The sequence below is a fragment of the Sediminicoccus sp. BL-A-41-H5 genome, assembly GCF_050632405.1.
Classification (GTDB): Bacteria; Pseudomonadota; Alphaproteobacteria; order Acetobacterales; family Acetobacteraceae; genus Roseococcus.
In genome coordinates this window covers 1,751,026-1,762,804 of sequence record NZ_CP192601.1, presented here as the reverse complement: position 1 = coordinate 1,762,804, position 11,779 = coordinate 1,751,026, and the positions used below count along the sequence as shown (strand labels likewise).

General features: G+C 69.4%; 12 protein-coding genes. 6 read left to right on the top strand and 6 right to left on the bottom strand.

Annotation, left to right across the window (positions count from 1 at the left end; translation table 11 throughout):
- The first annotated feature begins 28 nt into the window (after nt 1-28).
- Nucleotides 29-826, top strand: coding sequence for a sulfite exporter TauE/SafE family protein (locus ACQ860_RS08805; protein WP_431303007.1), 798 nt, complete (start codon nt 29-31; stop codon nt 824-826).
- A 6-nt stretch (nt 827-832) separates the two neighbouring features.
- Here the strand turns inward: ACQ860_RS08805 and serB are convergent, their stop codons facing one another.
- On the bottom strand, nt 833-1,726 hold the full coding sequence (gene serB, locus ACQ860_RS08800) for a phosphoserine phosphatase SerB (protein ID WP_431303006.1): 894 nt from the start codon (nt 1,724-1,726) through the stop codon (nt 833-835).
- Between the two features lie 29 nt (nt 1,727-1,755).
- On the opposite strand from serB, the gene miaA reads away from it, so the two are divergent.
- From miaA to ilvC, 4 genes are all read left to right on the top strand, one after another.
- Complete coding sequence (gene miaA, locus ACQ860_RS08795) at nt 1,756-2,715, top strand: tRNA (adenosine(37)-N6)-dimethylallyltransferase MiaA (protein ID WP_431303005.1); 960 nt, start codon at nt 1,756-1,758, stop codon at nt 2,713-2,715.
- A gap of 52 nt (nt 2,716-2,767) precedes the next feature.
- Nucleotides 2,768-4,567 carry an acetolactate synthase 3 large subunit gene (locus ACQ860_RS08790; protein ID WP_431303004.1) on the top strand — a complete coding sequence of 600 codons (1,800 nt, stop codon included), beginning with the start codon at nt 2,768-2,770 and terminating at the stop codon, nt 4,565-4,567.
- A gap of 79 nt (nt 4,568-4,646) precedes the next feature.
- Nucleotides 4,647-5,162 (top strand): acetolactate synthase small subunit, encoded by a 516-nt coding sequence (gene ilvN, locus ACQ860_RS08785; protein WP_431303003.1) that lies wholly within the window; start codon nt 4,647-4,649, stop codon nt 5,160-5,162.
- Nucleotides 5,163-5,203: 41 nt separating this feature from the next.
- Nucleotides 5,204-6,220 (top strand): ketol-acid reductoisomerase, encoded by a 1,017-nt coding sequence (gene ilvC, locus ACQ860_RS08780; RefSeq protein ID WP_431303002.1) that lies wholly within the window; start codon nt 5,204-5,206, stop codon nt 6,218-6,220.
- 9 nt (nt 6,221-6,229) lie between these two features.
- On the opposite strand, the gene ACQ860_RS08775 is transcribed toward ilvC, so the two are convergent.
- The 3 genes from ACQ860_RS08775 to ACQ860_RS08765 form a co-directional block, all read right to left on the bottom strand.
- Nucleotides 6,230-7,696 carry a methyl-accepting chemotaxis protein gene (locus tag ACQ860_RS08775; protein WP_431303001.1) on the bottom strand — a complete coding sequence of 489 codons (1,467 nt, stop codon included), beginning with the start codon at nt 7,694-7,696 and terminating at the stop codon, nt 6,230-6,232.
- Between the two features lie 86 nt (nt 7,697-7,782).
- Nucleotides 7,783-8,178 carry an OmpA family protein gene (locus ACQ860_RS08770; RefSeq protein ID WP_431303000.1) on the bottom strand — a complete coding sequence of 132 codons (396 nt, stop codon included), beginning with the start codon at nt 8,176-8,178 and terminating at the stop codon, nt 7,783-7,785.
- 92 nt (nt 8,179-8,270) lie between these two features.
- Complete coding sequence (locus tag ACQ860_RS08765) at nt 8,271-8,729, bottom strand: OmpA family protein (RefSeq protein WP_431302999.1); 459 nt, start codon at nt 8,727-8,729, stop codon at nt 8,271-8,273.
- A gap of 113 nt (nt 8,730-8,842) precedes the next feature.
- On the opposite strand from ACQ860_RS08765, the gene puuE reads away from it, so the two are divergent.
- On the top strand, nt 8,843-9,802 hold the full coding sequence (gene puuE / locus ACQ860_RS08760; RefSeq protein WP_431302998.1) for an allantoinase PuuE: 960 nt from the start codon (nt 8,843-8,845) through the stop codon (nt 9,800-9,802).
- Between the two features lie 33 nt (nt 9,803-9,835).
- On the opposite strand, the gene aqpZ is transcribed toward puuE, so the two are convergent.
- Both aqpZ and ACQ860_RS08750 read right to left on the bottom strand, forming a co-directional pair.
- Entirely contained in the window at nt 9,836-10,522 is a 687-nt protein-coding gene (aqpZ, locus tag ACQ860_RS08755) for an aquaporin Z (RefSeq protein ID WP_431302997.1), read from the bottom strand.
- 94 nt (nt 10,523-10,616) lie between these two features.
- Nucleotides 10,617-11,588: a Bug family tripartite tricarboxylate transporter substrate binding protein gene (locus tag ACQ860_RS08750; protein WP_431302996.1), complete on the bottom strand. Its 972-nt coding sequence runs from the start codon at nt 11,586-11,588 to the stop codon at nt 10,617-10,619.
- Nucleotides 11,589-11,779: the final 191 nt, after the last annotated feature.

Genomic DNA, 11,779 nt, shown 5'->3' with positions numbered 1-11,779 from the left:
CGGCCCCCCACCCGATCGGGGGGGCGCTTTGGAACTGACCCTTCCGACCCTGGTCGCGCTGCTGCTGGCGGGCGCCGGGATCGGCCTGGCCGGGGGGCTGCTCGGGATCGGCGGCGGCGTCATCGCGGTGCCGGCACTGCTCGAAATCCTGTCCCATCTGCCGGTGGAACAACGTCTCCCGCTCGCCATCGGCACAGCGCAGGGGGTGATCCTGCTCTCGGCCATCACGGCCGTGCACGCGCATGCGCGGGCGGGCAGCGTGGAACGTGGTCTGCTGCGCGCCTGGCTGCCGGCGATGATCCTCGGCGGGCTGGTGGGCGTATTCGCCGCACCCTTCGCGCCGGTGGTGCTCTCGCTGCTGGTCTTCGCCGCCCTGGCCGCCGGGCTCGCCACAACGCTGGTGCTGGGCTTGGGCGTGCCGGCGGAGGGGGGCTTGCCGCGAACCCCCTGGGGCTGGCTGCCGCCCGGCCTGATCGGGTTTGCCTCGGCCGCGCTGGGGGTGGGGGCAGGGACCTTGAGCGGGCCTGTGTTCGGGCTCCTCGGCATCGGGCTGCACCGCGCGGTGGGGGCGGGCGCGGTGTTCAACCTGGCCATCTCGACCCCCGCCACGCTGGCGGCCCTGGCGGGCGGGCCGTGGTCGATCGCCGCGCTGGGGCAGGTCAGCCTGCCGGGTCTCGTGCTGCTGGCCGCGCCGGCCATGCTGGTCGCACCCGCCGCGGCCCGGCTGAGCCGGCGCCTGCCGCAACGCGCGCTGGCCTGGGGTTTCGGGCTGTGCCTCTACGCGATCGCCGCCCGTGTCGCTTGGCGGGCACTGGTGGGCGTTTGAACGCCGCTACCCGCCCACGAACTCGCTCGCCTTGTAGCCCTGCGCAAACAACAGGCCCCGAAGATCCCCATGCTCGATGCGGTGCCGTGCCGCCGCGGCCACGCTGGGCTTGGCGCGATAGGCGACACCCATCCCCGCCGCCTGGATCATCGCCAGGTCATTCGCGCCATCGCCGATGGTCGCGGCCTCGGTCAGCGCCAGCCCATGCGCGGCGGCGAGGCGCTTCAGCGTGGCGAGCTTGGCGTCGCGGTCCAGGATGGGCTGGCCCACCTGGCCGGTGAGCTTGCCGTCTTCGAGCAAGAGCGTATTGGCGTGGTGCTCATGGAACCCCACCAGCTCCGCCACGCGGCCCGTGAAGAAGGTGAAGCCGCCCGAGACCAAGGCGGTGCGCGCGCCATGATGGCGCATGGTCGCCACCAGCTCGCGCGCGCCCGGCATGAGCTCCGTGGCCTTCCAGGTTTCCTCGAGCGCCGAGGCGTCCAGGCCCTTCAGCATACCGACGCGTTCGGTCAGCGCCTGCTTGAAATCGAGCTCGCCATTCATCGAGCGGGCGGTGATCTCGGCGATCTTCTCCTTGAGGCCGGCGAAGGCCGCGATTTCGTCCAGCGTCTCGGTGGTGACGATGGTGCTGTCCATGTCGGCCAGCAGCAGCTTCTTGCGGCGCCCGGCGCGGGGTTGCGCGATGAGGTCCAGCGCTGCCTCGCCCAGCGCGCCGCGCACGGCGGCGATGGCCTGTTCGGCAGCGAGTGCCTGGAAGGGCAGGTCAGCTGCCTCGTCCTCGGCGAGCCATTCCACGGCGTCGCAATCCGCGCCAAGCGCCATCAGGGCGGCGCGGGCGGCGTTCACATGGGCAGGTGCCAGGGCACCGGGCGGGGCGATCAGGGTCAGGACATGGGGCATGGCGGCCGGACCATGCCGGGGGCGCGCGCATGACGCAACCGGACCCCGCGCCTCTGCGGAAGGCCCTGATCATCGCGGGGCCCACCGCCTCCGGGAAATCCGCGTTGGCGCTGGAACTGGCCGAGCGCTTCGGCGGCACCGTGATCAATGCCGACGCCATGCAATGCTATCGCGAGCTGCGCATCGTCACCGCCCGCCCGCCGCCGGAGGATGAAGCGCGTGCGCCGCATGCGCTTTACGGCGTGCTGCCGGCGGCCGAGGCGGGCTCCGTCGCCTGGTGGCGCGAGGCGGCGCTGGCCGAGATGGCCAAGGCCCGCCTGCCCATCCTCTGCGGTGGCACGGGGATGTATTTGCGCGCCCTCACCCAGGGGATTTCGATCCTGCCGGAGGTGCCCGCCGAAGCCCGCGAGGAAGCCCGCGCCCGCTTGGCGGCGTTGGGCTCCGAGCAGTTGCATGCGCAACTCCACCCCGAGGATGCGGCGAAGCTTCGCCCCTCCGACAGCCAGCGCATCGCGCGCGCGCTGGAGATCTTCCTCGCCACCGGGCAGAGCCTCGCCGCCTGGCACGGCGCCGCCCCCCGCCTGCCGCCCGCCCGCTACGACTTCCGCGCCATCCTGCTGACACCCCCGCGCGAGCAGCTGCACCCGGCCATCATCGCCCGCTGGGCCATCATGCGCGCGCAGGGCGCGCTGGAGGAGGTGGGCGCTCTGGTGGACCAGGGGTTGGACGCCCGCCTGCCCGCCATGCGCGCCCATGGCGTACCCGAACTCGCGGCCGAATGGCGCGGCGAGATCAGTCGCGCCGAGGCCGACCGCCGCGCCATCGCCGGCACCTGGACCTATACGCGCCGGCAAGCGACCTGGTTTCGGCACCAGGAATTGGTGGCCCCCTCAGCGACGCATAGGATCAATGCGCGAATTGCGGGTCTGACGCAACTTTCAGAAAGAAATCACCCCGAAATCTTCGCGTTTCTTCAATCTGGCGGTTGACGCGCCGGGTCCAGGCCCGTAAGCCTCCGCCGTCAGATCACAAGAGAGTGCCATGTCCACGACCGCAGCCCCCGCCGCCGACACCGCCCTGCAAAGCGGCGCCGAGGTCGTCCTCCGCGCGCTGAAGGACCAGGGCGTGGATGTCATCTTCGGCTATCCGGGTGGCGCCGTCCTGCCGATCTATGACGCGCTGTTCCAGCAGAATTCCATTCGCCACATCCTGGTGCGGCACGAGCAGGCGGCGGTGCACGCGGCCGAGGGTTATGCACGCTCCACCGGCAAGGTCGGCGTCGTGCTCGTCACCTCCGGCCCCGGCGCCACCAATGCGGTGACGGGCCTCGTGGATGCGCTGATGGACAGCATCCCGGTGGTCTGCCTCACCGGCCAGGTGCCGACGCACCTGATCGGCAATGACGCCTTCCAGGAAGCCGACACCACCGGCATCACCCGCCCCGCCACCAAGCACAACTACCTGGTGAAGCGCAGCGACGATCTCGCCCGCGTCATGCATGACGCCTTCTATGTGGCGAAGTCCGGCCGCCCGGGCCCGGTGGTGATTGATCTGCCCAAGGACATCCTGATCAAGCCCGCCCCCTATGTGGAGGCGCCGGCGCCGAGCGCGCCGCACCGCAGCTATCGCCCGGTGACGCAGCCTGACGCCGCACGCATCCAGGAAGCGGTGCGCCTGCTGAAGCAGAGCCATCGCCCCGTGATCTATGCGGGCGGCGGCGTCATCAATTCCGGCCCCGAGGCCTCGCGCCTGCTGCGCGAGTTCGTGCACCTGACGGGCATGCCCTGCACCAACACGCTGATGGGCCTCGGCGCCTTCCCGGCCACCGATCCGCAATTCATCGGCATGCTGGGGATGCACGGCACCTACGAGGCGAACCTCACGATGCATGGCTGCGACGTGATGCTCAACATCGGCGCCCGCTTCGATGACCGGATTACCGGCCGCCTCGATGCCTTCAGCCCCGGTTCGAAGAAGATTCACGCCGACATCGACCCCTCCTCCATCAACAAGAACGTGAAGGTGGACGTGCCGATCGTGGGCGATGCCGCCGCCGTCCTCGCCGCCATGATCGAGTGCTGGAAGAGCGACCCGACGCCGGTCGCGAAGGAGGCGCAGCTCGGCTGGTGGCGCCAGATCGACGAGTGGCGCAAGCGCGACTGCCTCGCCTATGTCCAGCAGGGGCCGATCATCAAGCCGCAGCACGCGGTCAAGCGCCTCTACGAGATCACGAAGGAGCTGGGCCGCGAGACCTTCATCTCGACCGAGGTGGGCCAGCACCAGATGTGGGCCGCGCAGTATTTCGGCTTCGACAAGCCGAACCGCTGGATGACCTCGGGCGGGCTCGGCACCATGGGCTATGGCCTGCCGGCCGCGATGGGCGTGCAGATCGCGCATCCCGATGCGCTTTGCATCGACATCGCGGGCGAGGCCTCGATCCTGATGAACATCCAGGAGATGGGCACGCTCGCGCAGTATCGCCTGCCGGTGAAGGTGTTCATCCTGAACAACGAATACATGGGCATGGTGCGCCAGTGGCAGGAGCTGCTGCATGGCGGCCGCTACTCGGAATCCTACAGCGATGCGCTGCCCGATTTCGTGAAGCTGGCCGAGGCGTTCCACGCCCGCGGCCTGCGGGCTGAAACCAGCGACCAGCTGGATGACGTGATCCGCGAGATGATCGCCCATCCCGGCCCGGTCATCGCCGATATCTGCGTGGCCAAGGACGAGAACTGCTTCCCGATGATCCCCTCGGGGGCCGCGCATAACGACATGATCCTGGGCCCGGGGCAGGAGAAGAACGCGGCCGCGGTCACCGATGCTGGCAAGGTGTTGGTGTAGGGCGCGCGATCGCTCTCGCAGGGAAATTCGGGCGCCGCGCGCCATGCGGTGCGCCCCTCAAGTCTCGGATGGATGACGGATGTCTGGAACGAATACGCGCACGGCCACGATCGCTGTGCTGGTGGAAAATGAGGCCGGCGTGCTGGCCCGCGTCATCGGCCTCTTTTCCGGCCGTGGCTACAACATCGACAGCCTGACCGTCGCCCCCGTGGATGACGAGGGGCGCCTCTCGCGCATCACCATCGTCACCTCGGGCACCGAGATGGTGATCGAGCAGATCAAGGCGCAGCTCGACCGCCTCGTCCCCGTGCACCGGGTGCATGACCTGACGATGGAAGGCCCGCACCTGATGCGCGAACTGGCGCTCATCAAGGTGGTGGGACGCGGCGAGCAGCGCGTCGAGGCGCTGCGCCTGGCCGATGCCTTCCGCGCCCGCGTGGTGGATGCGACGACCGAGAGCTTCGTCTTCGAGATGACCGGCAATGCCGACAAGATCGACGCCTTCTGCGGGCTGATGCGCCCGCTTGGCCTCAGGGAAGTTTGCCGCACGGGGGCGGTTGCCATCGCGCGCGGCACGGCGCACATGGCGGCGTGATTTTTTTCTATCTGGACTGACAGCGAAGAGGAGCGCCCAAGATGCGCGTCTATTACGATCGTGATGCCGATGTGAACCTGATCAAGGCGAAGAAGGTCGCCGTGATCGGCTTCGGCTCCCAGGGCCATGCCCATGCCATGAACATGCGCGACAGCGGCGTGAAGGAGGTCGTGATCGGCCTGCGCCCGGGCGGTTCGTGGAAGAAGGCCGAAGCGGCCGGCTTCAAGGTGATGTCGCCGGCCGATGCCGCCAAGTGGGCCGATGTCGTCATGGTGCTGACGCCGGACGAGCTCCAGGGCGACCTCTACCGCGAGCATCTGCACGAAAACCTGCGCCCCGGCTCCGCGCTCGCCTTCGCGCATGGCCTGAACGTGCATTTCAACCTGCTCGACCCGCGTCCGGACATTGACGTGTTCATGATCGCGCCGAAGGGCCCCGGCCACACGGTGCGCGGCGAATACCAGAAGGGCGGCGGCGTGCCCTGCCTTGTGGCCGTCGCGCAGAACCCCTCGGGCAATGCGCTCGAGATCGCGCTCTCCTATGCGTCCGCCGTCGGCGGCGGCCGTTCGGGCATCATCGAGACGACCTTCAAGGAAGAGTGCGAGACCGACCTCTTCGGCGAGCAGGTGGTGCTCTGCGGCGGCCTGGTCGAGCTGATCAAGGCCGGCTACGAGACGCTGGTCGAGGCCGGCTACGCCCCCGAGATGGCCTATTTCGAGTGCCTGCACGAGGTGAAGCTCATCGTGGACCTGATCTACGAGGGCGGCATCGCGAACATGAACTACTCGATCTCCAACACGGCCGAGTACGGCGAATACGTGACCGGCCCGCGCATCATCACCGCCGAGACCAAGGCCGAGATGAAGCGCGTTCTGGATGACATCCAGACCGGCAAGTTCGCCCGCGACTGGATGCTGGAGAACAAGGTCAACCAGGCGAGCTTCAAGGCCACCCGCCGCCGCCTGGCCGAGCACCCGATCGAGGAAGTGGGCGCCAAGCTGCGCGCCATGATGCCCTGGATCACCAAGGGCCAGCTCGTGGACAAGGCGCGGAACTGAGCCAGAGGCTCAGTTCGCAAGCTCCTCGGCGATCTGGCGCGTGCGCCCGATCGCCGTCGAGACCTGGCCGATGGCCCTCTCGATCTCGCTGATCCGGCCATCGGCGTCTTCCATCGCGGCCAGCGCGCTGCCCATCGTGTTGGCCATGCCGGCCGAGACGGCCCGCTGTTCCTCCACGGCCGCGGCCGTGATCCCCACGCTCTCCGTGATCGTCGTCATCGAGCTGCGGATGCCGGAGACGGCGCCAGCCACGCTCTGCGATGTCGTCTGAAGGCCGTCGATCTCCGTCCGGATCTGCTCCGTCGCGCGGGCCGCCTGCAAAGCCAGGCTCTTCACCTCCGAGGCGACGACGGCGAACCCCTTGCCCGCTTCACCGGCGCGCGCGGCCTCGATGGTCGCGTTCAGCGCCAGCAGGTTGATCTGGCTCGCGATGCTGCGGATCAGGTCCACGATGCCGGTCATCGCCTGGGCCGCTGCGGCGAGCTCATCCGCGCTCTTCGCCACCTGCACGGCCTGGTCCAGGCCCGAGGCCGCCGCCTCGCGCGTGCGCGCCATGGTCTGCGCGATCTCGCCGGTCGAGCTTGCCAGCTCCCCGCTGCTCGCCTCCGCATCGCGCAGGTTCCCCACCGTGGCGGCGGTGGCGGCGGACGCCCCCGTGGCCGATTGGGTGGATTGCCCGACCGCGCCCTCGATCTCGGCGATCTGCTCGCGGAGGTTCTGCTGCATCTTGACCTTGCGCGACGCGTCCACCGCGAACTTCACGACTTTCGTCACCTGGCCCTTCTCGTCCACGATCGGGTTGTAGGCCCCCTCGATCCAGACGACGCGCCTGTCCTTGGTGATGCGGCGGAAGCGGGCCGCGCGGAACGTGCCGGTTTGCAGCGCCTCCCAGAGCGCGGCGTAGTCCGGCAGGTCCGCCTCGCCCGGCGGCATGAAGATCCGGTGGTTCTGGCCGACCACCTCGGCCTCGGTGTAGCCCATGACCTCCAGGAAGATCGGATTGGCGCGCAGGATCGTGCCGTTGGTGGCGAACTCGATCACCGCCTGGCTGCGGTTGATCGCCGCCAGTTGCGCTGCGTAATCGAGGTTGAGCAGGCGGTGCCGAGCATCCGCCCATTCGACGACGAAGCCGAGCCTGGCGCCCTTGTCGGAGAGGGGGGAGACCAGCAGGTCGAACTTGCGCGTACCGACCGTGATGGTGGCCGCATGCGGCTTGGCCAGCGCGGCCAGCATGCCGCGTTGATGCGCCGGCTTCTTGTGGAAGATGTCGATGTTGCTGCCGATCAGCCGGTCCGGGTCGAAGCGCGGCAGCTCCCGCTTCAGCTCGGCCGCCGCCTCTTGCATCAGGGACATGGCGGCGGGGTTGACGTAGGTGATGTTCAGCTCGGGATCGGCGAGCATGACACATGCGCCCAGGGCTTCCAGGACAGCGATCTTGGGTGCCGCATTCTCGACGGCGGGCGCTCTCAGGAACATGCTCGTTTCTCCGGCATCGTGCAGCCCGCGAGGGCTGACCCCGCCCGATAGGCGGACGACGTAAAGAAAGGGCTAACCGGCGCCGGCTAGCGCACCCTGATCTGGACCACATCCGGGTCCACCCCCGCCACCATGCCCGCATTCACGACGCGGATGCGCCGCGCCGCGATGCCCTGGCCCATGATCGCGCGCCGAACCGCCGCAGCCCGGGCGCGAGCGATCCCGAACGCCATCCGTTCGGCGTGGCTGGTGATGGTGACGATGGCGCGCGGCTCTGCCCTCAGGCGTTCCAGGATCGGGGCGAGTTCCGCGTATTGGTCCGCGTCGAGCCCCGTAACGCCGCGCGCGAAGCGCAGCAGCACCTGGCGGCGGTCGGGCTCGGGCAACTGGATCAGGGACGTCCGCGACAGGGGCCGAGGCAGCGACGCATCGCGTTTCGCCGGTACCGCGAGAGAAGGCGCGAGGAAAAGGCCGGCGGCCATGGTGCCGGCGATGAGCCTGCAAGGCATGGGAAACTCCGGGCGTGTGCAGACCAACACCCGGAGGCGGGGGCGGTTTCCCGCCCCCACTGGAATTACCGCTGGCCGCGGTCCACGCGGACCTCGACGCGCCGGCTCTCCAGGCTTTCGAAGCCTGGGGTGGCGCCGCGGTAGAGGATGCGGATGCGGTTCCGCGGCACGCCGTTCTCGACCAGCGTGTCGGCCACCACGCGCGCCCGCAGGCGCGAGAGGATCATGTTGGCCTCGGCCGAGCCGCGCGGGTCGGCATAGCCCACCACCAGGACGGGCACCCGCGGGTTGGCCTTGATATAGGTGGCGACTTCGGCGAGGGCGACGCGCGCCGGCTCCTCGAGGAATGCGGACCAGGCCTCGAAGAAGATCGGCAGGGCGCGGTTCGGGTCCACCTGCGGGGCGGGCGCGGCGGGGGCCGGCGCGGGCGGGGCGGCGGTGACGGCCGGGGCCGGGGTCTCGGCGCAGGCGGCCAGGGCCAAGAGGGCGGCGCCGAAAGCGGCTGGGGTGAGGCGGCGGGACATGGGCTCTTCTCCTGGATCGTCCGGCGAATCGGCGGCGGTCCCGTGTCTTTTGCTACAGTGGCGCGCCGCTGTCACCGCTTGACCCCGTCCGCGCGCCGTTGAAGCTGTGCCTCATGAGCAAGACGCCCGCCCCCGACCCCGTTTCGCCCCATGTCATGGCGCCCGGAACCACCTATCCGCGCGACCTGCGGGGCTATGGCGCCAACCCGCCCGACCCGCGCTGGCCCAATGGCGCGAAGCTCGCCCTCTCCTTCGTGCTGAACTACGAGGAGGGCGGCGAGAACACCGTGCTGAACGGCGATGCGGGCTCCGAGCTCTATCTGCATGAGGTGCCGGGCGGCAGCCCCACGCTGGGCGAGCGCAACCGCACGGTGGAGACGCAGTTCGACTACGGCGCCCGCGCCGGCGTCTGGCGCGTCATGCGCCTCTTTGCGCAGCGGGGCCTGAAATTCACCGTCTATGGCGTGGGCCGGGCGCTGGAGCTGAACCCGGAGGTGACGCGCGCCTTCGCGGCGGCGGGCCACGAGGTGGCGAGCCATGGCTGGCGCTGGATCGATTACCATGGCATGCCTGAGGACGAGGAGCGCGCCGAGATCGCCCGCTGCGTCGAGACCATCGAGCGGCTGACCGGCAGGCGCCCGGTCGGCTGGTACACGGGGCGCATCAGCCCCAACACGCGCCGCCTCGTCGCCGAGCATGGCGGCTTCCTCTACGACAGCGATTCCTACGATGACGACCTGCCCCACTACATCGAGGTGGCGGGCAAGCCGCAGTTGATCATCCCCTACACGCTCGACGCCAACGACATGAAATTCGCAGTGCCGCCGGGCTTCGGCGATCCGGATGGCTTCGAGCGCTACCTGCGCGATGCGGTGGAGATGCTGCGGGCGGAGGGGGCGGCCGGCGCGCCCAAGATGATGAGCGTGGGCCTGCATTGCCGGCTGGTGGGCCGGCCCGGGCGCGCCGCCTCGCTCGCCCGTTTCCTGGACCACTTGGTGGCCTGCGGCGATGTCTGGGTAGCGACGCGCGAGGAGATCGCGCGGCATTGGTGGGCGACACATCCGCCGAAATGAGGGAAGGGGGGCAGTGCCCCCCTTCGGAGGCGACTAATCCTCGTCGCTGAAGCGATGCGCGAGGCCGGCGAGGGCCGCGCCGATCATCGGCGCCACCCAGAAGAGCCAGAGCTGGTGCAAGGCCGTGCCGCCCAGGACGATGGCCGGGCCGGTGCTGCGCGCCGGGTTCACCGAGGTGTTGGTGACCGGAATGCTGATCAGGTGGATCAGCGTCAGCCCCAGGCCGATGGCGATGGGCGCGAAGCCAGCCGGCGCCCGCTTGGAGGTGGAGCCCAGGATGATCATCAGGAACATGAAGGTCATCACCAGCTCGGTGACGAAGCCGATGGCCATGCTGTAGCGGCCGGGCGAGGCATCGCCATAGCCATTGGCGGCGAGGCCCTTGCTGACATCCCAGCCCGGCGCGCCGGAGGCGATGGCATAGAGCAGCATGGCGGCCAGGATGGCGCCGCCCACCTGGGCGACCATGTAGGGGATCGCCTCGTCGGCGTCGAAGCGGCCGGCGCAGACGAGGCCCAGCGTCACCGCCGGGTTCAGGTGGCAGCCCGAGACATGGCCGATGGCATAGGCCATGGTCAGCACGGTGAGGCCGAAGGCGAGGGCCACGCCCAGCAGGCCGATCCCCACCTCGGGAAAGGCCGCGGCGAGCACGGCGCTGCCGCAACCGCCGAGCACGAGCCAGAACGTCCCCAGAAATTCAAAACCGAGCCTTGTCGGCATACCATGCCTCCTCGTGGATTATTCGTCCCAGCCGGGACCACGCTACACGTCATTCACGCCCAGAGAGAAGAGGGCATGTAAATGGCTGATTCCGCTACTCGGTGATACGCTCGATCCGGTTCACCCGCACCACCTCGCGCCAGCGGGCGACTTCGCTCTGCACATGCTGCACGAAACGCTCGGGCGGACCGCCCTCCGGCCGCGCGCCGAGATCCTGCATCCGGGCCTGAACCGCCTCATCCGTGAGCGCCATGTTGAGGAGCTGGTTGAGGCGCGCCACCACGGCCGGCGGGGTGCCGCGCGGGGCCATGTAGCCGAACCAGGGCTCGATCACCGCATCGCTCATGCCCGCCTCCTCCAGTGTGGGCACATCGGGCAGAGCCGCGTCCCGTGTGCGGCCGCTGACGACGAGCGCGCGCAGTTGCCCGCCGCGGATGGCGCCGATCAGGGTGGGGGTGTTCTCGAAGAACATCTGCGTGTCGCCGGAGATCACGGCCTGCATGCCCGGCGCGCCGCCGCGGAAGGGAACGTGTGTCATCTGCAGGCCGAGGCGGCCGTTCAGGAACTCGCCCAGCAGGTGGTTTGAGGCGCCGAAGCCGGAGGAGGAGAAATTGACGCGCGGCCCCTCCCGCTTCGCCCAGGCGACAAACTGCTGGAAATCGCGCGCCGGGTGGTCGGGGCGGACCACCAGGGCGTTCATCACGCTGGCACTCCAGAAGACCGGCACCAGGTCGCGCTCGATGTCGAAGGGCATGCGGGCGTAGATCGCGGCGTTGATCGCGCAATTGCCGATGGTGCAGGCGCCGAGCGTATAGCCATCCGGCGCCGACTGCGCGGCCGCCGCCATGCCGATATTGCCGTTGGCACCGGAGCGGTTCTCCACCACCCAGCGATGCGGCAGATCGCGGCTGGCGCGCTCGGCCAGGATGCGGGCAATGAGGTCGGTGGCGCCGCCCGGCGGGAAGGGGAGGATGATGCGGACCGGCCGGTCGGGCTGCCATTCCTGGGCCTGGGCGGCGGGCAGGGCGAGCATCAGGGCGCAGATCGCCATCAGGCTGCGGCGCATGGTGTTCCTCCGGTTTTGTTGCCGTGCAGCTTGGCCGGCCTCGCGCCCCGCGTCCATCGCCGATATCCCCGGCTTGATCCGCCCCCCGTCGCACCCTATGCTGATCCGATGGCGATGATGACCGCATGCGTGATGCTGTCCGCCGGGCTCCTGGCTCTCCAGGCCCGGGCGCTTCCGCTCGCCCTTCTTCC